Source organism: Methanobacterium sp., from assembly GCA_016222945.1.
In the GTDB taxonomy this organism is placed as follows: Archaea; Methanobacteriota; Methanobacteria; order Methanobacteriales; family Methanobacteriaceae; genus Methanobacterium_D.
Window position 1 is genome coordinate 494,200 of sequence record JACRPY010000002.1, and the last position, 24,393, is coordinate 518,592.

Below are 24,393 nucleotides of genomic sequence, written 5' to 3' on the forward strand. Positions count from 1 at the left end.
TGATTAACTAAAAAAAAGTTTAATCCTTTATATGGAGCGCTGTGATTATTTCCTTTAAAACAGTTACGGGGGCATCTGTTTTTATTCCAGTGGGCTTAAAATGAGTTCTTGATGCAAAAAAACCTCTTTCTTCAAGTGAGTCTAAAACATCATCCAAACGAGGTGCGCTTATTTTTAAATTTTTACTTGCTTCATGAAGATCATAATGGGTAGGGGGTGCTTTTGATTCGATTTGGGTCATTTTAAGTAACTTACATGCTTTTTTTTCTTGATTTATCTTTGTAGTTTCCATATTTTTTATCATTCCATCTATAAAAGTAGAATCTAAGATATTCCCACACCATAGAGGTCCTGCAATTTTAAAGTTTTTACTGCAAACAGGACATTTTGCGGGTGTTAATGGTGCAAATCCTTTAACGACAGCTCTATTAAGGCAATTATCGCAGTGCAGTATGTATCCTATGTTTTTTAAGGATTCATCAGTAATTTTAGCTCCTTTGGATATGGTTGCATATATTCTCATGTAATGTTCGCTGCTGTGGGCGAATTTCATTTCAATGCACTTTTTATATTTGGATAAAGTTCGTGCAATGAAACCTGCAAGAATCCTGATTCCAATCTCATGACAATATTCTGTTTTAAGAGGTTTAGCACTGTATTTTCGGATGCATGGTTCTTTATATGTTCCGCATAGTGCAGATGTGTCTGTTGCGGTTGCACAAATCATTCCACCGGCTTTTAAGCTTATTCCTGCAGATTCAATGAAGGGGGATGGTGTTCCAAATGGATCTATATCTACAACATCAAATTTTCCCCTGCATTTTCTAAGTAAAATATTTGCATCTTCCCTATAAACTTTAACATTGTCTAAGTTGTTTATTTCAATATTTTCCTTTGCACATTGAATTGCCAGTGGATTTATGTCACTTATAACCACATTAGAAACGTTGTCTATTTCTCGAGCATATCTTACTCCTCTAATTCCACTTCCGCCGAAAGCGTCACATATACTAATTTCTTGCTCTAATTCCTGCTCAAAAGTTTTTATTGCAAGTATAGATAGGTCTCTGTTTAATTCCATTGCAGGATTATAAAAAACTGGTGCTTTTGATGATATCTTATGAAATTCAGGAGTTTTTATCTCCACAAGTCCTTCGTGAATAGTTTTAATGTCCATAATTTTAACCTGATGAATAAATAGTGATTTTAAATATTTTAAAGTAAATAAAACCTCATATATTTATTTATGTTATAACAAGATAATTTTTATTATACTCCTGCCATTTATTTTTATTATATATTACTGCAAATGGTAGATAATTGAATTATTTAAAAACGAATCAAGTGAAATAATGAAAGCATGTCCAAAATGTGAACATAATAATGATGAAGATGCTAAATACTGCTCAGTGTGTGGTTCATCCTTAAAAACATCAAAAAACTTTTTAAACAATGCATATCAAGGTAAAAACAATTGGTGGATATATCTGATTACAATCCTATCAACATGGGGCGTACAAGTGTTAATAGGGATTGTAGGTGGAATTGTTTTAGTTATATTCTTGATCATGCAAAATGGAATTTCAACTGATTTTACAAGCTATTTATATAATCCATTCCTCCTATTGCCATTAACGTTGGTGAGCTTTGCAGCATCCTACGCAATTTTTTATATTTTCACACGATTCATTCACAAAAAAAAGTTCATATCATTCATTACTACAGAATCCAAGATTAATTGGAGGAGAATACTTAAAGGAGCAGGGTTATGGCTTGCTATTTTAAGTATATTCACAGTTATATCTATTTTAACCAATCCTGGCGAGTTTAAATTTACTTTTAATCTGGGTGCATTTGGAATTCTTTTAATTATAAGCTTAATAACATTTCCAATTCAAGCATCCTTTGAAGAAGTGTTTTTTAGAGGATATTTAATGCAAGGAATCGGATTATTAAGTAAAAAGCCTATCATGCCTCTTTTAGCTACTTCTATTCTATTTGCATTGATGCATGTTTTGAACGGACCAAACGGGACAGTAAGTGGCTTTGCAGTTGCCGAAACACTTATAATTGGGTTGATGTTTGGTGTAATTACTCTGGGTGAAAACAGTATTGAAACAGCTACAGGGATGCACGTTATAAACAACATTTATGCATCATTAATAGTCAGCACTCAAGATAGCGTGCTGGGGAATGTGCCATCAGTCTTCACAGCACCATACGATCCCTACAGTAGCATATTATGGTCATTTATTGTTGCGTTAATTGCAATAACAATCATATTTTGGGGTAAAAAGGATAAATTACTGGCAATATTTAAATGGAAAGACGCAGAACTTAATTAAAGAAGATTTTTATGGTTTATCTTCCTTTTTTATATTATTTAGAATATTTCACGATGGTGTGGCCACCAGTATAAAAACAGTTAAAGAAAGAGTTATTGATTTAAGTAAGAACATTAAAGTTCTTAAGAAAAAGGCAGGGTTACTTTAAATAAAAGGTAGATGTTGATGGTTGAAAAAATTATTGCTGATGGTAAAATTACTAATAAAGACATCAGGGAGATGTTTAGACTTTTTGATACCTCAGCAAAAAATGAAATTTCTAAATTGATTGATTTAGGAGTAATTGAGAGAAAAGGAAAGGGCAGAAGTATTCATTATGTTTTAATTTAAGTTCCTGATTAGGTTAACGAATAAATTAATGATAGCTGAATTTTTTTAGAAAATAATAAAGAAAATTAATTATCTAAGATTCATCAAATTAACTATTATAAAAAAAATGGGGTTTATTCTTTGAATTCTAAAAAAACTGTTAAATCATTAAATGTTAAAACGAACATTCTTTTCAGTGATAAAGTGGAAGATCCATCTGTTATTGATTCTGCAGAACGTATAGAATTAATATTCAGTGAAGATTTAGATATGGGTACTGTTAGGGATGGAATAAAACTTTATAAACTTAAATCTGATGGGAAAGAACAAGAAATAGATGTTAAAATAAATGTTGACAAGAATTCGCAATCTGTTCTTTATATCCGTAAATCTGAAGCATTTTCTGAAGGTGAAGAATATAAACTTTCCATTACTGGCAATGTAAAATCTGTTAATGGAGCATCGATAAGAGAAGAATTTGTTAATTATTTTGCAGTGGACTATTCTTTTAATTTAAATTCAGAAGGAATTTCAGATTTAAATAATGAAAGATCATTGATAATATGTATAAGTGATCTCCATTTAGGGGCCAATGACGCTTATGCTGAACTCACCCATAATCGTGATGCATTGGTTAATTTTTTAGAACATATTAGAACTTCTCCTAATGTAAAAGAACTGGTAATAGCTGGTGATTTGATTGATGAATGGTTCATCCCCATGCATTTAGACACATTCAATGGAAAAACCCAGCTAGACTTCACTAAAGCCGTAGCTTCTAATAATAAACCAGTTTTTGATGCTTTTAACAATATAATAAAAGAGGATAATGTAAAAGTCACCTACGTACCTGGAAATCATGATATATTAATAAATTCTGAAGATATTCAAAGTATCATGCCCGGAATATCTCAAAGCCGTGACGTGAGAGGATTGGGTGCACATACTCCAACTGATTTCCCGGAACTGGTCATTGAACATGGACATAGATACAATTTTTACTGCGCCCCAGATTATTCCAACCAATCTTTAACTCAAACTGATACTATATTGCCTCCAGGATACTTCTTTACTCGAATGGCCACCAGTTCAGTTGTACAGGGCCGCCCTAAACTGGATATTCCATTTCCGCCAGTTAAAAAAAATGATCTGGGCGAAGTCCAATTTTTTTACTTCCTTTACTGGAATGTGTGGAAAGGCCTCATCAGTGATTTCCCTGTAGAAGAGGGACTCTTTAAAAAGGCCATAAATACGGGTATCGATGGATTCAGTGATTGTTATGCTATAGCTGATGTTTTACCCTATCAAAACTCAGAAGATGATTATATTGATGTTAATTTGTATAAGGGGATTATTGAAGGCTGGGATGAGAGACAAAGTAACAATTTAGTTTCAGTTAAAATTCCGACTGATGAAGCAGTCCTGAAGGGAGCTTTTGCAAGTCATCTTGATGAGCAATCAGGTGTCCAATTCTTTAAAAATCCGGATTCTGATAAGAGAATTGTTATATTTGGACATTCTCATGAGGCACGGGTAATAACGTCTTTCAATGAAAAAGAAGAAAAACAAGTCTATGTAAATTCAGGTACATGGATAGATAAAAATAAATGTACTATGACATTTGTAGTTGTTGTACCTCCAAAAAGCGAAGATTCAGCTCTAGCTTATGTTAGCTTGTATCAATATTCTCCAAGTGGTGATATTAAAAAATTAGAGTCACAAGCACTCACCAATATTAAATAATATTTAATTTTTCATTTTATTCTTTTATCCATTCCCAGGCTGAATCCACCACTTTACCTTCATTTCACCCATTTTTTCAATCATTTTTTTCCACCTTGTCTTAGATTCATCCAGATTAAATTGATTCTGCATATTTTTTTCTTACAACTTGATGATTATGTTAACTGATTAATTTTATAATTAGGATAAAAAATATTTAATAGTTATAAACCATTAATAAATGATTATAGAATTTATAATGGATGCTGATGAAAAAATCCCAACGCCAAAATAGTCCCAAGTGGAATGCAATTAAAATACCTTTAATTTATTTTATAGTTGGCATAATCTGGATTTTGGTTTCAGATCGGCTTTTAGGCACTTATATTACAAATAGCCAGTTTTTAACTGGAATGGCAAGCTTAAAAGGAAGTTTATTTGTTATTATCACATCTATTCTGATTTATGTTCTTTTATATAGACAGTTAGTTTCTATGGAACATTCTAAGGAAACATTGAAAGAGGGTGAATCAAGATACGAACAATTGTATTCCTCTATGAATGAGGGCGTTGCCTTACATAATCTAATATTTGATAATAAAGGCGTAGCAGTGGATTATATTATAATCGATGTAAATAATGCCTATGAAAATATAATTGGAGTTAAGAAAGAAAAAATCTTAGATAAAAAAGCATCTGAGATTTATGGCACGGGAAAACCGCCATACATTGATATATATGCCAAAGTCGCTAATACTGGAGTATCTGACTCATTTGAAACTTATTTTGAACCTATGGATAAACATTTCTTTATATCTGTATTTTGTCCCAAAAAGGGCCATTTTGCAACTGTTTTTGAAGATATAACTGAACGTAAAAAGGCTGAAGAAGCGCTTAAAGAATCTGAAGCTTATTATAAAACCATTTTTGGAAATACAGGGACTGCCACAGTAATAATTGAAGAAGATACAACAATATCTCTGGTTAATTCAGAATTTGAAAGCCTTTCCGGTTATTTTAAAGAAGAAGTTGAAGGTAAAATGCGCTGGATGGATTTTGTTGTTGATAAAGAAGATATAAAACGAATGGAAAAATATAATAAGGTGTTTAAACCTGAAGATGTTCCCCGAAATTATGAATTTAAATTTTTTAACAAAATTGGGGAAGTTAAAGATGTTTTCATTACAGTTGCACTAATTCCTGGAACTAAAAAAAGATTAGTTTCTCTTTTAGATATTACAGAACGTAAACAATCACGAATAGTTCTTAAAAAATCTCTTAAAGAGAAAGAACTGCTCCTTCGAGAAGTTCATCATCGAGTTAAAAATAATTTACAGATTATGTCCAGTCTATTAAATCTTCAGTCAGGAAATATTGAAGATGAAAGTGTTGTTGAAATATTTAAAGATAGTCAGGCCCGTATAAAGTCAATGGCACTTATTCATGGAAAATTGTACCAGTCTGAAAATTTGGTAAGTATCAATTTTGGAGAATACATCCGAAGCTTAGTTTTAAACCTATTGGGAACATATGCCTCTTATGGAGGTATCACTCCTAAAATAGAAACTAGTGATATACTATTTGACATTGATACTGCAATTCCATGTGGTTTAATTGTAAATGAGCTGGTAATGAACTCAATTAAACACGCTTTTCCTTCTCTCACTGAAGATAAATCAGCTTCAATCCCCAAAGAGGAATATGAAATACATATTGAACTTTACAGAGAAAAAGACCATTTTAAACTTATTGTGGGAGATAATGGGATGGGAATTCCTGAAGATTTAGATATTTCTAAAGCAGAAACACTGGGATTACAACTCGTTGATAATCTGGTTAGTCAGCTTGACGGGGAAATTGAGATTAATAGAATTAATGGAACTGAATTTACTATTACATTTAAAGAGTTAAAATATAAAGAGAGAGTTTAACTTTAAAATATAGTTTAAATAGAATTATAAACATGAAGATTACATAACAGATGATTCATTATGTCAGATAAGGAAATAGAAATTGAATTCAACGGTAAAAAAATCACTTACGTTGAATACAAGATAATTACAAGGAAATTCATTGAAAAACAAGTACCAACCATTGAAGAGCTGCAAGTTCTATGGATTGATGACAGTAAAAGGCGTAAATTCATAGATATACTTCAAGAAGTTCATATTGATCTTAATTTCATAAAAGAAACTGAAAAATTGGATAAATCCGACACATTTGATGTTATTGCAAATATAGTGTTTGAATCACCTTTATTAACGCGAGATGAAAGGGCAGAGCAGTATATTAAATTGCATAATGATAAAATAAGTCAATATGGCCTGGAAGTTAAAGAAGTTATCCTTGCAGTTTTGGAAGAATATAAACAAGGTGGAATTGAAAATATAAACCTTAGAATCCTTTTAAGCGAAAACATGCTCCAGATGGATGCTTATAATATTTTAAAAAGTAATTTAGGGCCTGAAGATGTGGCTAAACTTTTTAATGACATTAAAACAGATATTTATAAAATTAATGTTTTTTAGATGATTTAAGGAGTATTTAAGTCAGTAAAAATTTTTAAGTGAAATTAATATTTATTTTTTAATAAAATAATTTATATTCTATTAGCCATAATAGAATGAAAAGGATAACATAGACAATTTCATGTTTTTATATGATTTAACTGAGTTTATTAAGACCATTTATCGGAAATATAAAGGTGATTATAGATGATACCAATTGCTAAGCCATTCATTGGTGATGAGTAGATTAAAGAAGTTGAAGCTGTTTTAAAATCAGGTTTCATTGCACAGGGACCAAAAGTAGCCGAATTTGAAGAAAAATTTGCAGAGTATATAGGGACAAAACACGCTATTGCAACAAGTTCGGGAACCACAGCGTTACACGTGGCTCTTCTATGCACAGGAATCGGTAAAGGGGACGAAGTAATAACTACTCCATTCTCATTTGCTGCAACAGCAAACACCATTCTTTATACTGGTGCAAAACCTGTTTTTGTAGATATTGACCCTAAAACATACAATATAAGCCCTGAAAAGATTAAAGAAGCTGTAACTCGCAAAACAAAGGCCATAATGCCAGTTCACCTTTATGGTCAACCTGCAGATATGGGCCCCATAAATAAAATAGCCGAAGAAAATAACCTAAAAGTTATTGAAGATGCTGCACAAGCCCATGGGGCGATCTATAAAAAGATAAATGTAGGTTTATGGGGAGATATGGCATGTTTCAGCTTTTACCCTACAAAAAACATCACTACAAGCGAAGGTGGAATAATAACTACCAATAACAATGAATTTAATCATGATGCACGCGCTTTAAGAGCCCATGGTGAAAGTGAAAGATATGAACATGTTATTTTAGGTTATAATTTTAGAATGACAGATATTGCAGCAGCAATAGGTGTTGTTCAACTAAAACGGCTTGATGAATTCAATGCAAAAAGAATTGAAAATGCAGAGTATCTTACAGAACACATTAACACTATTGATGGTATTGAACCGCCATACGTGGCAGAAAACGTTAAACATGTCTTCCACCAATACACAATCAGAGTTAAAAACGGTAAAAGGGATGAATTAAGAGAATTTTTAAATAATGAAGGAATTGGAACTGGAATACATTATCCACGGCCAATATACAAACAGAAACTCTATGAGGATTTAGGTTTTACAGCTAACTGTGTTGAAGCTGAAAAAGCAGCATCAGAAGTTTTATCTATCCCTGTGAATCCTGCATTAACTGTTGAAAATCTTAATGAAATAGTATCTGTGCTTGAAGATGCTTCAGACAGAATTTTAAGTTAATTACATACTTGAAACAAATAATTCTTTATTATTTTATTTTTTCCCTAACAGAAGCTACTTTTTCAGCCATTGTTTTTTCAACGTCGCGTCTATCGTCTATTTTTATATGAGTCGCAACTCTCATGGCTCCTTCTTTAAACACAGCTTCATGGACAGCTTTTACAGCAGCAAATAGTTTATCAAGGTCATCTGTCTCTATAGAAGTTCCCATCCCACTTAATTTATATTCAATCCCTATCTGGTCTAAAACAGACACAGCAACAGCCACATATTTGCTTATACTTGTTTCTCCAGTTCCAATAGGGATTACGGTAAGTTCAGCAGTTATCATAACTGTTATTTATGTTGGAACCGTAATATATTTTTAATCAAAAATTTAAAATGCATCAAAATAATTCATTATAATTCAAAACAAAGGAATATCAAATATTTAAACTTAATTTTTATAAAAAAGTATAATTAAACTTAAATTAACCAGATAACATGGTTTTAATGTGTAATTATAGATTTGCAAGCTGATTATATGGTAAATGTGGAAGATTTCAACAAATACATTGAAAACAATGTAAAAAATACAGTTGAAAAATATAAACTGCTGGATAAGAATGAAAAGATAGCAGTAGCATTATCTGGCGGAAAAGACAGTATTTTAACATTACACATGTTAAATAAATTTAAAGATGATTATGATCTTGATTTAATAGCCATAACTATTGATGAAGGTATTTCAGGGTATCGAAATGATGGTGTTGAAGTAGCAAGGAAAAATGCTGAAGATTTAGGGGTTAAATTAGTTGAAAAATCATTTGGCGACGAATTAGAATTTAAATTAGATGATATACATGATTTTTATAAGAGTGCATGCATACCATGTGGAGTATTCAGAAGATATTTATTGAACCGCACTGCCTATGAGGTTGGAGCTATTAAAATTGCAACAGGTCACAACTTAGATGATGAAATACAATCGTTTCTAATGACATTTGCAAGGGCTGATTTTAAGAGATTTAGGAAGTTTGGGCCAAAATTAGACACCATTCACAAAAAACTTATCCCCCGGATTAAACCGCTCTGGAATTTACCAGAAAAGGATGTAGGAATGTGGGCAGTTTTAAATAACATTGATGTGCATTTTGCAGAGTGTCCATACTCACACACGTCTGCAAGGGCTAAAATGAAGGAATTTTTAAACCAAATGGAATCTGAACAAAAAGGAACCAAGTCAAATATCCTTAAATCATTCCAAAAAACACTTCAATTTGAAAAAAAGACTGCAAAGTTATATGAATGCGAAAAATGCGGAGAACCATCTTCTTTAAATATTTGCAAAGCCTGTGAGATGATTGAAGAAATAAAAAACAGTATTTTATAATTATTCAATAATTTTAGTAACAGAACCAATCCCTTTACTCCGCCCCTCACGGAATATAACCTTTTGACCTTCTTTAATACAATAAGGCCTGTATTTAAACCGCATATGCACTTTACCTGTGTCTCCGGCGGACATATACTCTTTATCAAGAGGTTCAATGATTGCAGTCTCTGAAATTGTTTCAATATGTGTTATACACTCATAACCTTCTCTAATTGTTGTTGGATGTACCAATATGGCTACTTCGGCTTCAAAATCTCTTACAGGAACTTTATCATAATCAAAAGCGCAAATTATCATCCCTCTTTTAATATCACCAATATCTACACCAGTTACAGAAATTCCAACAACATCTCCAGCCTCAGCATCATCTTTTTTATAATGATGCATTTCTATGGATTTAATGCTTACATCCAGGAACTTCCCAGTTCCATCAGGACCTAAAAGCAATTTATCTCCTTTTTTTACTTTCCCTTGCCTTACTGTCCCACTTAAAACAGTTCCAACACCCATTACAGAATATATTTTGTCAATATACATCATAAATGGCTTTTTTCGCTTATATTTATTGTCTTGTATTGGAAGATTTAAAAATAAATGATCTAACAGGTTTAAACCTTCACCATTTAAAGATGAAACATTTAATACTGGAACTAAATGCTGATTCATATTTTTTGCTATAAATTCTGCATCTGTATCTGTTTTCACCATGAAAGGTATTCTCCCCACAAGTTTTAAAAGTTCAAACACCTTTTCCTTAACTTCTTTTACCGTTTCATCAGTCACTATATCTGTTTTGGTGATTGCAATTATAACTGGCAGTTCCATGGCCATTATAATTCCAAGATGCTCTTTAGTAATATGGGTAGGTCCTTCATTTGCTGCTACAGTTACAAGGCCATAATTAAGTTTTTGGCCCACTATGCCTCTGATAGTGGTTCTAAGCCATGGCTCATGACCTACAGTGTCTACAAAAGATATGACCTTGTCACAGTTTTCCACCAATTTTGCTTTTTCTTTTTTGTTTAATGGATTTTTAACTCTTAAAGTTTCACCATTACAGAATCCATAGATTGCAAATGAAAGATCAGCAGAAAGACCACGTTCTATTTCATGTTTTTGGAGATCTAAAAATATTCTGGTTCTTCCAGATCCATTATCAAGGTTTCCTGTAGTTAAAGTCCCGATTAATGTACTTTTACCATGGTCTACATGTCCAGCAACACCTACAAGCATATGATCCTTTTTGACATTGTTTTTTTTGCCAATTAAAGCTTGAGCAACGGTTCCATTGTCTCCAGGATATTTATCAAGGTTCAAAATGACTGAACCAATTTCTTGGGCGATATTTTTTAAAACAAAAAGTGATTCTTCCATTTTATATTCATCAAGTCCTTTAAGGTTACCATCATCATCAACACCAATAAAATAAATAGCTTCGCCATCGCCCCTTTCCATTCGGTATTTCATTTGAGATGCAAGGCGTTGTTTCCTATCTTTTTCCAGATGGTATTTTTTGTTTAGGCTTTCTTTAAACTCAATATTTTTTCTCTCGCCTTTTTTTGTAATATTATAGATGCTACTTTTCATGAGATTAAACTGGTTATTTACTAATATATAATCACATTATGGTTCTAATTGAATTAATATCAGATTTTATTTGCAGTAGTAAAAAATGCACCGCCATATTTTTCTTCCTGAAGATCTCTAACCTTTTGGGATGCTAACTGCGCATCTTCTGCTTTTGCAATGATACGTCGACTTTTCACCTTTAATATTTTACCGCAAACGCATTTCTTTTGCATAATTCCCTCTTTTGCATACATTGCACGTCCACAGTCGCATCGGAATATGAGATACATGAAAATCACATGTTAATTTTTTATATTTTTAAAATTGTGATAAATGATGTATTATTCAATTCATTTAAAATTTTTCAAAAAAAAGGATTTAAATAAATATTCAATTTAGAAATAAAATTTTTAAATATTAATAATTAGTGAAATAATTTTTTAGCATTTATGGATTAGCCCCATCCAAAAATCTTGCCAATTATAGGGTAAAATGCATTAAAAATCGCGAGAAGTATGGGATAAATTGCTCCATAAATCTTGAGAAGTAATGGATAAAATACATTGGGTATTGTAATGAATGCCCCTATTGTGGCACCAATATTAGTTCCTACTACAACTAATAACACTCTGAAAAGATTGTTTTTCCAGAAATCCCCCAAACTTTCACATTCCTTAAAGTCCATTAAATCGTCCATTCCCACTTTTCTCAGTTTGGCTTCCACAATTCCCGAAAACCATCCTGCAGCAAGTAATGGATGTAAAATTGTGAGGGGAGCAGCTAAAAAAGCTGTAATGGCAGAATAAATCTTTGAACCAGAAAGAATAGATCCAGCAAAAGCAAGGCATCCTGTAATTAAAATATATTCTATAAGACTGGTTTGTATATTAATTCCATTTAAAAAAGCAAGTAAAAAAATTAAAATAAAAATTAGAGGAATTGAAAATAAAATGATTTTTCCTAGGGATATTTTTGATTTTTGAATATTTAAAAGCTCAGAAAGAGGAGGAATCTTATCTGGATTCTCCATATATTCTGTAATTCCTCCTTTGTGCCCTGCACCCACAACAGCAACCACATTTTCTTCAGGGATATCCAGGAGCATTTTTGCCATGTAGGCATCTCTTTCAGTAACTAAAACATCATATGCCTTTGGAGACATTTCCTGAAAATAGCCCATAACTTCATTTAGAGCATCTCCTTCAGTGATACTGTCTATGTCTTCAATTTCGTCATCTTTACTGAAAAAAGAAGCTATTAATCCATATATAAACTTCATTTTCTCAATGTAGCTCATTTTATTTATGGCACGGTTTAAGGTTATTGATATGTCACGATCTATTAAAGCTACGCGTGCCCCTACTTCTCCTGCAGCATTTATTGCAGCTAACATCTCTGAACCGGGTTTAACTCCTACATCATCGCCAATTTTACGCTGCATATACGATAAGAATCCACTTACTAAAAATAAGGTTAAATTTTTCCCTTTTATTACTTCTCTTATTTTAAATTCATTTTTTTGAGGTTCTCCATATTGTTCGTTCATTAAATTGTGGTAACGGTTTATACACAACTCAACAGCAACAACATCTGGATTTTTGTCTAAAATAGTGTTTCTAACAGTTTCAACGCTTTTTTCGGATACGTGGGCTGTTCCTATTATTTCAAGTGATTCTGGTGCCATGATAATCTCACATTTTAATTTAGTGTAATTCTATAGTTTTTTTATGATTCCATTTTGGTATAGGGGAACAGTGCTATACAAATTTTTGTTAATACAAAAAGTTATATCCTCTGAATATCCAAGTTTTTTAAGTTTTAAGGCAGAATCAGAGTTTTTAACAGCTTTATTTACCATATTTTCATTTCTTGATGCCATATATGCCGAAAGCGCCATTTCATCAAGTTTGTAATCAGTAAGGTTTGATATTATTTCTCCTGCTCCAAGAAAATCCTCAATTGCAAATTTTCCATTAACTCCAGCCATTACAATTTCTATATGATTTTCAGCAATTTCTAAAGCCTTTTTTGCCACTGCTTCTGCATTTATAAATGATCCAACAAGTGCTTTTGCTTTCATTCCTTCAAGAATTCTTGTACCATTGCTTGTGGTTAGTACTAAGCAATCTCCATGGAACTTTTTTATTTCAACAGGCGAATTTCCAGTATCAAATCCTTCAATTTTTGCACCTTCCCTTTCACCAGCAAGAACAGCATCATATTTTTTTGCAAGTTCCATTGCATTCGTTTTATCTTTTACAGCCATTACTTTGCTGAATTTATCTAAAGCAACTGTAATCGTGGTGCTTGCCCTTAAAACATCCACCATTATTGCAACATCTTCAGAAAATGACTTTTCAAAACTTAAACTAACTAACATGATAAATACACCGAAAAATAGAAATTTATAATATAATAAAAAGAATTTTTTTCAATTTATAAACTAAATTTTTTCTGCAAAACCAAAACGTCTTCTTACAGATACAATTTTGACTCTAACCTCGTCTCCAGCTTTAGTGTCTGGTACAAATACTACAAAACCGTTTATACGGGTAATACCGTCGCCTTCTTTACCCACATCTTCTATTTTAACATCATATTCTTCCCCTTCTTCAAGTGGGGCTGTTTTTGAACCTTGATCTGTTCCGAACAATTTATTCACATCCTCTTGACCAGCTATACTGATCTTAATATATAATTTATTGTGAAGTTATTATATAAATGTTTCCATTGTTATTAATTAACATGTATTTAACCGAATAACTGAAATTTAAGTATTTAAAACTCGGTTTAGGAAATTTAGCTCATTATTTTGCTGGAACTGGGAGGATGTAACATTATAATCTGTTGAAATACATTTTGATGTAAATTATAAATATTATAAAACAATTTTAATTTTTATATGATAAAAAAATTTAAATTATATTAAAAGTTTTAAATGAATTTTTAAATATAAATTACTAAATGTTATTAGTTTCCCTAAAAAATTCAAATTAACTGGTGATTAGATTGGATAAAGAAAATAAAAAGATGGAATCAATTTTAGATGAATATAAGATGAGCATGGGCGGATCATTTTTTAATATGGACTCTAAAAACCCTGAAGATGAAATAGAATTACTATTAGTCGAAAATACAATAAAAAACCATCTTTTTGATACACATGAATTGTTGGCAGTTTATGATCAAGTATCTGAAGGAAATAAGAGGAAATTTTTTAAAGATGTCATTGTAGAATTTATTAAATTTAAATTCGCTGAAAATAAAGATTAATCAAATAGTTGGTGATAGATTTGGAAAATTCTTTAAAAATTGTCACAACTCCTATGTGCGAAGAAATAGTAAAACTTGCAGGAATTTCAGATTACAAAGTGAGCAAAGATCCAGATTCTGCACATGCAGATGTAGCAGTTGTTTTATCCGAAACCCAAACTGCAACCAAATCCCTTAAAATCAAATTAAACACATTTAAACAGATTAAAGAGAGTATAATACTGCTTTCAAATTCATTTGGCACAAAACCTTTAAATTATGAAATAAAAAACACCAAAGATTCAAATAAAGACAAAAATCGAAAGATAAAAGTAAGAGTTTATTCAAATTTTCTAAAAGATATAGTGGAAGATATGGGATATAATATAGTCCAAGAGAATCCTCATTTTGTAGTATATCCTGATTACATGAAGGATGAAATAAAAATAGAGGATTATTCAAAAGCAGTGGAAATACCTTCCCATAAAAATGCACCATTAAATCCCATAAAAAGGGCTGAAATGAAGTATAATATCCTGGAGAAAGAATTATGTATGAAACCCTGACTTATACTGGTGGAGTTCACAAGCACGAGGAAGTAACAGAATTAATAGAGGATTTAGGAGGCTTTGTACTCCAAGAAAACCTCAGCCAGATGGATCTGGTTATAACTCTCGCAGTTCCTATAGAAGATGTTGATAAAGTAAAAGAAAAGGCTAAAGAACTCTTAGGAACCGTAAAAATAGCTCCAATGGCAGGAACAGAAATAGCAATAGTTTCTCCAACACTGGCCCGGCAACATCTACCTCATTCTGCATGCGATATATCAGAATACCTCCGAAGATTCGGGGCAAAGGATAATATGATAGGCCTTTCTCGCGGAGCAGGAAAAGGAATTTCCAGAATCTCAGAAGATGAAAAGAACCTTATTGAAGAGCATGATCTGGCAGTTTTTGCACTAGGGAGCTTTAGAGAATGTATATTAAATAAAACACACCTTTTTGAAGATATAGAAATACCAGTAGTTGTTACTGGAGCACCAGACATAAATGCAGAGGATATTCCTGGCGCCACAGCTTATGTGGGGGGTTTAGGCAGAATTCCGCGAAGACTTAAACGTGGAGAAAACATAAGGGCTCTTAGAAATCTTGTTGAAGTAGTTGAAGGCATTTTAGATGATAGGAGAAATGAAATAGCTGAAGATCCACCAATAGTGCCTTCAATACTTGTTAAAACAGAGATAGAAAACCAAATACCTGCCATAAAAGAAGTTTACTCACCATTACCAGTTGTAAGCCAACTTGATGGAGTGAGAATTAAACTGGACTATGATAATTATAAAGATGAAATTGGGAAGGTCAAAGTAGACGATTACGCGTTAGAGGACGTTTCTGAAATTAAAAGATCATTTATGTATGATTACACCCTGGTGAAACTGTTACCAGAATCATCTATTTTATAATATAATTTCAAAATTTCCCTAAAACTCTTTTTTCAACTATACTTAGCTTAATTTTATGGAGTTTATATCAAAATGAGAAGAATAATCCAGTCGGCAATGTTTGTATCCATATTTTTCATAGGGTTAATGGCCCTAAATTACTATATTTTCTTTAGAATGGAAATGTTACTTAACATATCAAGTAACAATGTTTATATCTTCATATTTATCTCTGCAATATCCTTTCCTATTGCAACCGTGCTTGAAAGGGAAATATCACATATATTAACACGTGCCTTTTATACTATTTCTGCTGTATGGGTAGGAATCTCATTTTATGCGCTATTCCTCCTTTTGGGCTATGAAATACTGAAATTAATTATTAATATCCCTCCAGTAACAGCAGGAATTGGAATAATAACACTTACCTCCATCATGAGCGCATATTCTATTGTTAACAATATACCGCTGGAAATTAAGGAACTTGAAATCTTTATTCCTAATTTAAGGAGAGATATGAAAATAGTTCAACTCAGCGATATACATATGGGTTCAATTAGAAATTCAGGGTTTCTGAAGAAAATAGTAGAAAAAACAAACGAATTAAATCCAGATATTGTGTTAATAACTGGCGATACAATAGATGGAAGTGCCCCGTTACATCCATACATGTTCAATGCTACAAATAATCTTAAAGCACCCATATTTCTTATTATAGGTAATCATGAAATCTATGAAGGACTGGAAAATGTTTTAGAAATCCTTAAAACAACAAATATTAATATATTACGAGATGAAGTGGTTGAGATTCAAGATATACAGATAATTGGTGTTGATTATTCCTTTGAAAGACACCATCTTAAGAAGGTTCTCTCCCAATTAGAAATAGACAGATCCAAACCATCTATTTTGATGTACCACGTACCTACCGAAATAGAAGCTGCAAATAACGCGGGTATTAACTTACAAATTTCAGGGCACACCCATAAAGGTCAGCTTTTCCCATTTAATTTTCTGGGACGCCTGGCTTTTCCTTATTTCAATGGACTCTATGAACATAATGGAACAAAAATTTATGTATCATCTGGAACTGGAACATGGGGACCTCCAATGAGATTTGGCTCAAAAAATGAAATAACCCTAATTAAACTAAAAAAAGAACATCAAAATAGGTAGTTTACAGTATATAATGCCTAAATTATTTCTATTTTAATTAAAATTAAAAAAATATTTAATATTTAAAGAGCAATATATGCTCTTATTTTTTAACTCTAACTCCAAAAAAGTTTATGGCACCAATAAGATCTTCAAAAGCAATCAATTCACTTTTAAGAATGTCATCATTGCTTAAAGTTCCGCTCATTTCTCCATCAACTGTTAATTTATCTGGACCTCTTGCAACAAGCCGGTCTACGCCGTCACGGCTTAAAATTTCCTCTGCTACTTTATCATGTACAAAGGCACGGCCAGGAATAAGAACAGTTTCTTTTAAAAGGCTTAAATCTGTTTCTTCAAGGTCTTTTTGGGTTATAAGACATCCAATATCTTGATCAACTGCAACAACATTCACAAGGGAATCTGCTTCAATATTTTCAATTATTCTTTCAATAAAAGGAGCCGATACTTTACTTGTTAATATAGTGGCCTCTGAAGTAACATCAGACAATATGTCTAAATACTCCTTATTTTTATCTTTTGAAATAGCAAAAGGAGTATCATTATCAGGATCGCAAACAGGAGTTCCTGTTACTTTAAAGTTGAATTCATCATTAATTTTTCTAACTAATGCTTCAAATTCATCAAGAGAGTGGGGTTCTACATCATATATGGGTTCATTACCCAATATCAATCCCTGGTTATAGAAATTAGCAAATCGCATTAATATAAATGCTTTAGCACCCCATTCTTCCAAATTAGTGCAGGTATTGATTAAATCTTCACCATCATTCACTCCAGGCACAATTACCGATGCAGCATGTACTTCAGCACTTTCACAGAATATTTGAAGTGCTTTAAGAGATTCCTCAGGTGTTTTATCATTTACCCATTCTCTCCTAATCTGTGGATCTGTTGAAAACGTGGTGAAAGTAACTTCCTTAACTTCCTTTGAAACAAGTTCTTCAGCTGTTTTAGCATCATTGATACCCTTACCACTTGTATATCCAAGATGCATAGGAAGCCCAAAGTCTGAAAATGCAGAAACAATTTCAAGCAGGTGAGGATAGCAGCTAACATCACCACCACCGCTTATATTAACTTTAAGGTTTGAATCACGGTAATTTCCTAACATGAGAGTGCTTTGAACTGAACTTACAACTAAAAACGGTTGAAGAAACTCATTTCCTGTTTCCCTAACTCCAGTTGTGCAACTTTCACAGCCTACTTTGCTGGGAGAACAGTTTTTACAGCCTAAAGCTTCTATACCTTTAACTTTTCTAAAATAACAGTATTTACAAAAGCCGTTACAGTCTTTACCAGGTATTCCACCTACATCTGCTACAATTTGCATATTATCTACTTGTGTTTAAACTACATAAAACAAACTGTTTTAAAGAATTAACTCAATTAATCTGTACAAAAAATGATAAAATATACTAAGAAAACATAGGGTGATTATACCTTATAAATCTTTCTACTTGAATCAGAAAGAAAGTTTAATTATATATAAGACTACAAATCCAGTCTCGTATATCAATATGTACTAAAAAGGATTCCTTTTAAGTGAACATTGGCCAAGCCAAATCCACATGGGAGGATTGGTACTCTAAATTGCTATACGAAAATTCTCAGGAGGGAAAAAATGGCAAGATTTGAAGATAAGATCGACTTGTACGACGACAGAGGCAATCTTGTTGAAGAACAAGTTCCACTAGAAGCCCTAAGTCCTTTGAGAAACCCTGCGATCAAAAGTATCGTACAAGGTATCAAGAGGACCATAGCAGTGAACCTAGAAGGTGTAGAGAACGCTCTAAAATCCGGAAAGGTCGCTGGTGGTAAGATATTAGGAAGAGAAATGGATCTAGATATAGTTGGAAATGCTGAAGCCATAGCACAAGAAGCAAAAGAAATGATTCTTGTAGAAGAGGGTGACGACACAAACGTTGAGCTCCTCGCAGGTGGAAAAAGAGTATTAGTACAACTACCAACTGCAAGATTTGAAGCAGCAGCTGAATACTCAGCAACATCATTAGTAACCGCTACTGCATTTGTTCAAGCTATAATAAACCAGTTTGACATCAGCATGTACGATGCAAACATGGTAAAAGCAGCTGTAATGGGTAGATACCCACAAACAGTTGAATACGCAGGCGGAAACATAGCTACCATGCTTGATATACCTCAAAAACTTGAAGGTCCAGGTTATGCACTCAGAAACGTTATGGTTAACCACGTTGTAGCAACAACACTCAAAAACACCATGCAATCAGCAGCTCTATCATCCATCCTTGAACAAACAGCAATGTTTGAAATGGGAGATGCAGTAGGTAGATTCGAAAGAATGCACCTTCTCGGATTAGCTTATCAAGGAATGAACGCAGACAATGTTGTATACGATCTCGTAAAAGACAACGGTAAAGAAGGAACTGTTGGATCAGTCATAAACGACATAGTAGCAAAAGCAGAAGCAGACGGAGTCATAGGTGTCGAAAAACAATTATCTGACTTCAAAGTATACGGAACAGACGACTTAGCTAAATGGAACGCATACGCAGCAGCAGGACAAATGGCAGCTACCATGGTAAACCAAGGTGCTGCAAGAGCCGCTCAAGGTGTATCCTCAACATTATTATACTACAACGATATTCTTGAATTCGCTACTGGATTACCTGGTGTAGACTTCGGTAGAGCTGAAGGTGTAGCAGTAGGATTCTCTTTCTTCAGTCACTCCATATATGGTGGAGGTGGACCTGGTATCTTTAACGGTAACCACATCGTTACAAGACACAGTAAAGGATTCGCTATACCATGCGTAGCAGCTGCAATGGCACTCGACGCAGGTACACAGATGTTCTCCCCAGAAGCAACCTCCGGACTAATTAAAGACGTATTTAGCCAAGTACCTGAATTCAGAGAACCACTCAAGTATGTAGTGGAGGCAGCAGTCGACATAAAAGGAGATATTTAAGTAATCTAACTTTGGGGGCAAAACAGTAAATGGACATCGAGATCTTTCCACACAGATTATTAAACGTAGATACTGCTGAAAAACTTTTAAACAGTCTTGATAGCATTCAAGGTATCAAAAAAATGGTTATACATGGACCAAGACTTCCTCCAGTAAGAGAAGGACACTCAGATCGTAGAACAATGGTTGTAAACGGAGAAGAAGTAAACGTACAGGTTAAACCTGGCAGAATTCTCCTGGACATTGAATCAGAGGATATCATTGACAATATTAAAGAAATCTGCGAAGATGATTTACCATTTGGATTTAACATTCACATAGGACACTTCATAAGAAAACAAAAGACAGTCACAGACCAGCTTAAATACGGGGAAGAATTAGATGAAATCCCTGAGGAAATGGTTGGATTAACTGACCAGAACGCTAAACTCAGTGAAAGGGCTCAAATACTTAACAGGAAAAAAGAAGAATGATTGGCAAAGGGACACATATTGTAGATTGCAGAGAGACAATGGGAATGGGTGAAGGAGGAGGAATTGCCCAGAGAGGAACATTTGCACAAAGTGGAAGTGAAGTATTAACAATTGCAATGTCTCCTGGAAGGAGACACATAACAAAACCGGTTTGTGAAATAACATTTGCCCTAAGGGAGGCAAACATAATGACCAGCACGCTTGTCTTAAATGCTGGAGCTGGTGTTCCACAGGATGCTCCGTCAGCTGGAGGAGGCAGTCTTTTTGGACTCACTCCAAAGGAAATAGAGCAAATTAATAAGCATAAACTTATAGTGGTACATCTTGGAGGTGTGAAACATCACATCGTCTATAAAGCTCGGTTAATATTAAGAAACACAGACGTGCCTTGTGTAGTAATATGTGAATATCCTGTTGACTTTGAAGATTTTGCAAAAATCGGTGTTAAAACAAAAGCTGTGATGCCCGAAGAACCTAAAACAAAAGGTGAAATTGTGGATATAATAAGCGGTATTATTAGAGGCGAAACAGCCCCCCAAGAAAAGTTGGATGAAATTATTAGAAAAGTTAGGTTAGCACTAGGAGGTGCATGATAATGGCAAAATATTATCCTGGAACAACTAAGGTTGCCCAAAATAGAAGTAATTTCCAAGACCCTGATTATGAACTTGAAAAACTAAGGGAAGTCTCTGACGAAGATGTTGTAAACATCTTAGGACACAGAGCTCCTGGTGAGGAATATCCAAGCGCTCACCCACCACTCGAAGAAATGGATGAACCAGAAGACCCAATTAGAGAACTTGTCGAGCCACTCGACGGTGCAAAAGCTGGTGACAGAGTAAGATACATTCAGTTTACTGACTCAATGTACAACGCTCCAGCTCAACCATTCGTAAGGTCAAGATCTTACCTCTGCAGGTACAGAGGAGCAGATGCAGGTACTCTCTCAGGAAGACAAATTATAGAAACAAGAGAAAGAGATCTGGAAAAAGTCTCAAAAGAACTTCTTGAAACTGAATTCTTTGACCCTGCAAGATCAGGTATCAGAGGAAAAACAGTTCACGGACACTCCCTAAGACTCGATGAAGATGGTATGATGTTTGACATGCTCAGAAGATTGATGTTAAACAAAGATACTGGAATAGTTTCAGCAGTCAAAAACCAAATTGGTGACGAGCTTGACGAACCAGTAGCTTTAGGAGCACCATTGGACGAAGCAACTCTCCAAGCAAAAACCACTATTTACAGAAAAGATGGTGAAGCTTACAGAGACGACAAGGACGCAGTAGAAATACTCCACAAAATACACGTACTAAGATCTCAAGGTGGATTCTACCCTGAATAATCAGGAGGGTGATTAATATGGCTGATAAAAAATTTATAAACGCTTTGAAAAAGAAATTTGAAGAAGCCCCAACAGAAGAAAAAACTACCTTTTACCACTTCGACGGATGGAGACAATCTGAAAGGAAAACCGAATTCGTTAAAGCAGGTAAAGAAATAGCCGCAAAACGTGGAATCCCAATGTACAACCCAGACGTTGGTACACCACTCGGTCAAAGGGTACTCATGCCTTACCAGGTTTCAACCACTGACACATTTGTTGAAGGTGACGATTTACACTTTGTAAACAACGCTGCAATCCAGCAAATGTGGGATGAAATAAGAAGAACTGTTGTTGTAGGTTTAAACACTGCACACACTGTTATTGAAAAAAGGTTAGGTAAAGAAGTAACTCCTGAAACAATTACTCATTACTTAGAAACTGTAAACCACGCTATGCCTGGTGCTGCAGTTGTACAAGAGCACATGGTGGAAACAAACCCATCACTTGTTGCAGACAGTTACGTGAAAATCTTCACTGGTAACGATGAAATAGCAGACGAAATTGACTCTGCATATGTCATAGACATAAACAAAATGTTCCCAGACGACCAAGCTGAAGCTTTAAAAGCTGAAGTAGGCGACGCAATGTGGCAAGTTGTAAGAGTACCAACCATAGTCTCAAGAACTTGTGACGGAGGTACAACTTCCCGATGGTCTGCTATGCAAATTGGTATGTCCATGATTTCTGCATACAAACAAGCAGCAGGAGAAGCCGCAACTGGTGACTTCGCTTACGCTGCAAAACACGCAGAAGTTGTACACATGGGATCATATCTCCCAGTAAGAAGAGCAAGAGGGGAAAACGAACCTGGAGGAGTTGCATTCGGTTTCTTAGCTGATATAGTACAATCCTCAAGAGTTAACCCTGAAGACCCAGTAAAAACAACCCTTGATGTTGTAGCTACTGGTGCAATGCTATACGACCAAATCTGGCTTGGTTCATACATGTCAGGTGGAGTAGGATTCACACAATACGCAACAGCAGCATACACTGATAACGTGCTTGACGACTTCACATACTACGGTCAAGAATACGTAGAAGACAAATTTGGAATGACCGAAGCACCTAACACCATGGAAACAGTCCTTGATGTAGGTTCAGAAGTTACATTCTACGCACTTGAACAGTTCGAAGAATACCCAGCACTCTTAGAAACCATATTTGGTGGATCACAAAGAGCATCCATAGTTTCAGCAGCTGCAGGTTGTGCAACTGCTTTCGCTACAGGAAACGCTCAAACTGGTCTAAGCGCATGGTACTTATCCATGTACTTACACAAAGAACAGCACTCCAGACTTGGATTCTACGGTTACGACTTGCAGGATCAGTGTGGTGCAGCTAACGTATTCGCAATAAGAGGAGACGAAGGTCTACCACTCGAATGCAGAGGACCTAACTATCCTAACTACGCTATGAACGTAGGTCACCAAGGTGAATACGCAGGTATTTCTCAAGCTCCACACGCAGCTAGAGGAGACGCATTTGTATTTAACCCACTGGTTAAAATTGCATTTGCTGACGACAACTTAGTGTTTGATTTCACTCAGCCACGTGCTGAAGTTGCAAAAGGTGCATTAAGAGAATTCGAACCAGCAGGAGAAAGAGCTCTTATCTCTCCAGCTAAATAAATAGGTGTTACGCAAACACCTATTTTTTTATTTTATTTAAAAATAAGGAGGATCAAAATATGGTAGTAGACCCTATGATAGCAGGATTAGGTGTTGTTGCCCTTATGGGCGCTGCTGCAACTATTGCAGGAGCCGCAGAGGATCTGGAATCTGATGTAGGATCAATGAGTAACCCTAACTCTCAGGTCCAACTAGCCCCACAAATGGGAAACCTTCACAGAATGTTTAACAAAGCTGTGTCAGGTGAACCAGTACAAATGGGTACCTTAGCAGGTATAGCAGGTTCAATGGCCTTTGTATTTATGGCAACATTACACCTACCCGTCATAATGTCGATAGCTTTAGGTGCAACCGTAGCTGCCTTGATTCATGTGGCATTGGCAACATCATCACATTTAGGAAGGATTGTAGGTCAATCCCAATTTAACCAACCATTATTCATGGATGTTGTAACACAGCACTTAGGACCAATAGCAGGACACGGATTTATTGTAACATTTTCAATAGTAGGATTATCATACTTAATGACCTTACCAATTCAAGGACTAGGACACCCATTTGCATTACCTCTACTTGCAGTACTTTGGGGTATAACAATAGGTGCTATAGGTTCATCCACAGGGGACGTTCACTACGGTGCTGAAAGGGAATATCAACAATATCCATTTGGTGGAGGTATTCCAGTTGCTATTCACGGTGACATAACCAGAAATGCCGAACTCGGTGCAAGAAACTCAATGGATGTTGTGTACTTCTGTGCTAAGTTTGGTGGACCTGTAACTGGATTCTGCTTTGGATTAATTGTATTCCTAAGCTTCTGGACCACTATAGTCTTTGGATTAGTCGGTGGAGTAGTTGCAGGTATTGTGATACTCATACTATTGATAATCTTAAACAACAGAGTAGAAGTATTTGCCAGAAAGAATTACGGGCCATACTTAGAAGATTAAGGAG

Annotated in this window: 24 protein-coding genes and 1 pseudogene; 17 read left to right on the forward strand and 8 right to left on the reverse strand. The window is 34.4% G+C overall.

Translation table 11 applies throughout. The features are described 5' to 3' along the window. Window positions 1–19: 19 nt before the first annotated feature. The gene (locus HZC47_02690) at window positions 20–1,177 is read right to left on the reverse strand and encodes a tRNA (guanine(26)-N(2))-dimethyltransferase (protein ID MBI5679787.1); all 1,158 of its coding nucleotides are present in this window, start codon (window positions 1,175–1,177) and stop codon (window positions 20–22) included. Window positions 1,178–1,352: 175 nt separating this feature from the next. Between HZC47_02690 and HZC47_02695 the strand changes: the two genes are divergently transcribed. The 6 genes and pseudogenes from HZC47_02695 (at window position 1,353) to HZC47_02720 (ending at window position 8,188) form a co-directional block, all read left to right on the forward strand. Beyond that, window positions 1,353–2,345 (forward strand): CPBP family intramembrane metalloprotease, encoded by a 993-nt coding sequence (locus HZC47_02695; protein ID MBI5679788.1) that lies wholly within the window; start codon window positions 1,353–1,355, stop codon window positions 2,343–2,345. A 165-nt stretch (window positions 2,346–2,510) separates the two neighbouring features. Continuing rightward, complete coding sequence (locus HZC47_02700) at window positions 2,511–2,675, forward strand: hypothetical protein (GenBank protein MBI5679789.1); 165 nt, start codon at window positions 2,511–2,513, stop codon at window positions 2,673–2,675. A gap of 120 nt (window positions 2,676–2,795) precedes the next feature. Continuing rightward, window positions 2,796–4,397, forward strand: coding sequence for a metallophosphoesterase (locus HZC47_02705; GenBank protein ID MBI5679790.1), 1,602 nt, complete (start codon window positions 2,796–2,798; stop codon window positions 4,395–4,397). A gap of 248 nt (window positions 4,398–4,645) precedes the next feature. Continuing rightward, window positions 4,646–6,307: a PAS domain S-box protein gene (locus tag HZC47_02710; protein ID MBI5679791.1), complete on the forward strand. Its 1,662-nt coding sequence runs from the start codon at window positions 4,646–4,648 to the stop codon at window positions 6,305–6,307. 60 nt (window positions 6,308–6,367) lie between these two features. Next, window positions 6,368–6,904, forward strand: a complete 537-nt coding sequence (locus HZC47_02715) for a hypothetical protein (protein MBI5679792.1) — start codon at window positions 6,368–6,370, stop codon at window positions 6,902–6,904. A 186-nt stretch (window positions 6,905–7,090) separates the two neighbouring features. Beyond that, window positions 7,091–8,188: pseudogene (locus HZC47_02720) on the forward strand (DegT/DnrJ/EryC1/StrS family aminotransferase). A 28-nt stretch (window positions 8,189–8,216) separates the two neighbouring features. Here HZC47_02720 and HZC47_02725 read toward each other — a convergent pair. Then, the gene (locus tag HZC47_02725; protein MBI5679793.1) at window positions 8,217–8,519 is read right to left on the reverse strand and encodes an MTH1187 family thiamine-binding protein; all 303 of its coding nucleotides are present in this window, start codon (window positions 8,517–8,519) and stop codon (window positions 8,217–8,219) included. 192 nt (window positions 8,520–8,711) lie between these two features. On the opposite strand from HZC47_02725, the gene HZC47_02730 reads away from it, so the two are divergent. Continuing rightward, a complete protein-coding gene (locus HZC47_02730) occupies window positions 8,712–9,560 on the forward strand; it encodes a TIGR00269 family protein (GenBank protein MBI5679794.1) in 849 nt (282 codons plus the stop codon). Here the strand turns inward: HZC47_02730 and HZC47_02735 are convergent, their stop codons facing one another. From HZC47_02735 to HZC47_02755, 5 genes are all read right to left on the reverse strand, one after another. Continuing rightward, window positions 9,561–11,150 carry a GTP-binding protein gene (locus HZC47_02735; GenBank protein ID MBI5679795.1) on the reverse strand — a complete coding sequence of 530 codons (1,590 nt, stop codon included), beginning with the start codon at window positions 11,148–11,150 and terminating at the stop codon, window positions 9,561–9,563. Between the two features lie 59 nt (window positions 11,151–11,209). Then, window positions 11,210–11,422 carry a DUF1922 domain-containing protein gene (locus HZC47_02740; protein MBI5679796.1) on the reverse strand — a complete coding sequence of 71 codons (213 nt, stop codon included), beginning with the start codon at window positions 11,420–11,422 and terminating at the stop codon, window positions 11,210–11,212. A 164-nt stretch (window positions 11,423–11,586) separates the two neighbouring features. Beyond that, a complete protein-coding gene (locus HZC47_02745; GenBank protein MBI5679797.1) occupies window positions 11,587–12,816 on the reverse strand; it encodes a TraB/GumN family protein in 1,230 nt (409 codons plus the stop codon). Window positions 12,817–12,846: 30 nt separating this feature from the next. Further along, window positions 12,847–13,512, reverse strand: coding sequence for a 2-phosphosulfolactate phosphatase (gene comB, locus HZC47_02750; protein MBI5679798.1), 666 nt, complete (start codon window positions 13,510–13,512; stop codon window positions 12,847–12,849). A gap of 63 nt (window positions 13,513–13,575) precedes the next feature. Further along, window positions 13,576–13,785, reverse strand: coding sequence for a TRAM domain-containing protein (locus tag HZC47_02755; GenBank protein MBI5679799.1), 210 nt, complete (start codon window positions 13,783–13,785; stop codon window positions 13,576–13,578). 356 nt (window positions 13,786–14,141) lie between these two features. On the opposite strand from HZC47_02755, the gene HZC47_02760 reads away from it, so the two are divergent. The 4 genes from HZC47_02760 to HZC47_02775 all read left to right on the forward strand — a co-directional run bounded on the left by HZC47_02760 (window position 14,142) and on the right by HZC47_02775 (window position 17,001). After that, a complete protein-coding gene (locus tag HZC47_02760) occupies window positions 14,142–14,405 on the forward strand; it encodes a hypothetical protein (protein ID MBI5679800.1) in 264 nt (87 codons plus the stop codon). Window positions 14,406–14,458: 53 nt separating this feature from the next. After that, window positions 14,459–14,950 carry a hypothetical protein gene (locus HZC47_02765; GenBank protein MBI5679801.1) on the forward strand — a complete coding sequence of 164 codons (492 nt, stop codon included), beginning with the start codon at window positions 14,459–14,461 and terminating at the stop codon, window positions 14,948–14,950. Continuing rightward, the gene (locus HZC47_02770) at window positions 14,935–15,846 is read left to right on the forward strand and encodes a methanogenesis marker 7 protein (GenBank protein ID MBI5679802.1); all 912 of its coding nucleotides are present in this window, start codon (window positions 14,935–14,937) and stop codon (window positions 15,844–15,846) included. The genes HZC47_02765 and HZC47_02770 overlap by 16 nt, the downstream gene beginning before the upstream one ends. A gap of 72 nt (window positions 15,847–15,918) precedes the next feature. Continuing rightward, window positions 15,919–17,001, forward strand: a complete 1,083-nt coding sequence (locus HZC47_02775; protein ID MBI5679803.1) for a metallophosphoesterase — start codon at window positions 15,919–15,921, stop codon at window positions 16,999–17,001. 82 nt (window positions 17,002–17,083) lie between these two features. Here the strand turns inward: HZC47_02775 and mmp10 are convergent, their stop codons facing one another. Beyond that, complete coding sequence (mmp10, locus tag HZC47_02780; GenBank protein ID MBI5679804.1) at window positions 17,084–18,334, reverse strand: methyl coenzyme M reductase-arginine methyltransferase Mmp10; 1,251 nt, start codon at window positions 18,332–18,334, stop codon at window positions 17,084–17,086. Window positions 18,335–18,625: 291 nt separating this feature from the next. Between mmp10 and mcrB the strand changes: the two genes are divergently transcribed. Genes mcrB through mtrE form a run of 6 tightly spaced genes read left to right on the forward strand, consistent with a single transcriptional unit; the run spans window position 18,626 to window position 24,389 of the window. Further along, complete coding sequence (gene mcrB, locus HZC47_02785; GenBank protein MBI5679805.1) at window positions 18,626–19,951, forward strand: coenzyme-B sulfoethylthiotransferase subunit beta; 1,326 nt, start codon at window positions 18,626–18,628, stop codon at window positions 19,949–19,951. Between the two features lie 29 nt (window positions 19,952–19,980). Continuing rightward, window positions 19,981–20,424: a methyl-coenzyme M reductase operon protein D gene (mcrD, locus tag HZC47_02790; protein ID MBI5679806.1), complete on the forward strand. Its 444-nt coding sequence runs from the start codon at window positions 19,981–19,983 to the stop codon at window positions 20,422–20,424. Further along, entirely contained in the window at window positions 20,421–21,017 is a 597-nt protein-coding gene (mcrC, locus tag HZC47_02795; GenBank protein MBI5679807.1) for a methyl-coenzyme M reductase I operon protein C, read from the forward strand. The genes mcrD and mcrC overlap by 4 nt, the downstream gene beginning before the upstream one ends. 2 nt (window positions 21,018–21,019) lie before the next feature. Next, entirely contained in the window at window positions 21,020–21,769 is a 750-nt protein-coding gene (mcrG, locus tag HZC47_02800; protein MBI5679808.1) for a coenzyme-B sulfoethylthiotransferase subunit gamma, read from the forward strand. A 17-nt stretch (window positions 21,770–21,786) separates the two neighbouring features. Beyond that, window positions 21,787–23,439: a coenzyme-B sulfoethylthiotransferase subunit alpha gene (gene mcrA, locus HZC47_02805; GenBank protein MBI5679809.1), complete on the forward strand. Its 1,653-nt coding sequence runs from the start codon at window positions 21,787–21,789 to the stop codon at window positions 23,437–23,439. 59 nt (window positions 23,440–23,498) lie between these two features. Next, entirely contained in the window at window positions 23,499–24,389 is an 891-nt protein-coding gene (mtrE, locus tag HZC47_02810; GenBank protein MBI5679810.1) for a tetrahydromethanopterin S-methyltransferase subunit E, read from the forward strand. Window positions 24,390–24,393 lie beyond the last annotated feature (4 nt).

Coding starts and splice junctions, on each gene's coding strand:
- HZC47_02745 (MBI5679797.1), bottom strand. CDS start 12,816: ATGGCACCAGAATCACTTGAAATAATAGGAACAGCCCACGTATCCGAA.
- HZC47_02700 (MBI5679789.1), top strand. CDS start 2,511: ATGGTTGAAAAAATTATTGCTGATGGTAAAATTACTAATAAAGACATC.
- HZC47_02730 (MBI5679794.1), top strand. CDS start 8,712: ATGGTAAATGTGGAAGATTTCAACAAATACATTGAAAACAATGTAAAA.
- HZC47_02740 (MBI5679796.1), bottom strand. CDS start 11,422: ATGTATCTCATATTCCGATGCGACTGTGGACGTGCAATGTATGCAAAA.
- mmp10 (MBI5679804.1), bottom strand. CDS start 18,334: ATGCAAATTGTAGCAGATGTAGGTGGAATACCTGGTAAAGACTGTAAC.
- HZC47_02770 (MBI5679802.1), top strand. CDS start 14,935: ATGTATGAAACCCTGACTTATACTGGTGGAGTTCACAAGCACGAGGAA.
- comB (MBI5679798.1), bottom strand. CDS start 13,512: ATGTTAGTTAGTTTAAGTTTTGAAAAGTCATTTTCTGAAGATGTTGCA.
- mcrA (MBI5679809.1), top strand. CDS start 21,787: ATGGCTGATAAAAAATTTATAAACGCTTTGAAAAAGAAATTTGAAGAA.
- HZC47_02690 (MBI5679787.1), bottom strand. CDS start 1,177: ATGGACATTAAAACTATTCACGAAGGACTTGTGGAGATAAAAACTCCT.
- HZC47_02765 (MBI5679801.1), top strand. CDS start 14,459: ATGTGCGAAGAAATAGTAAAACTTGCAGGAATTTCAGATTACAAAGTG.
- HZC47_02715 (MBI5679792.1), top strand. CDS start 6,368: ATGTCAGATAAGGAAATAGAAATTGAATTCAACGGTAAAAAAATCACT.
- HZC47_02735 (MBI5679795.1), bottom strand. CDS start 11,150: ATGAAAAGTAGCATCTATAATATTACAAAAAAAGGCGAGAGAAAAAAT.
- HZC47_02710 (MBI5679791.1), top strand. CDS start 4,646: ATGAAAAAATCCCAACGCCAAAATAGTCCCAAGTGGAATGCAATTAAA.
- HZC47_02695 (MBI5679788.1), top strand. CDS start 1,353: ATGAAAGCATGTCCAAAATGTGAACATAATAATGATGAAGATGCTAAA.
- mcrG (MBI5679808.1), top strand. CDS start 21,020: ATGGCAAAATATTATCCTGGAACAACTAAGGTTGCCCAAAATAGAAGT.
- mcrD (MBI5679806.1), top strand. CDS start 19,981: ATGGACATCGAGATCTTTCCACACAGATTATTAAACGTAGATACTGCT.
- HZC47_02775 (MBI5679803.1), top strand. CDS start 15,919: ATGAGAAGAATAATCCAGTCGGCAATGTTTGTATCCATATTTTTCATA.
- mtrE (MBI5679810.1), top strand. CDS start 23,499: ATGGTAGTAGACCCTATGATAGCAGGATTAGGTGTTGTTGCCCTTATG.
- HZC47_02725 (MBI5679793.1), bottom strand. CDS start 8,519: ATGATAACTGCTGAACTTACCGTAATCCCTATTGGAACTGGAGAAACA.
- mcrB (MBI5679805.1), top strand. CDS start 18,626: ATGGCAAGATTTGAAGATAAGATCGACTTGTACGACGACAGAGGCAAT.
- mcrC (MBI5679807.1), top strand. CDS start 20,421: ATGATTGGCAAAGGGACACATATTGTAGATTGCAGAGAGACAATGGGA.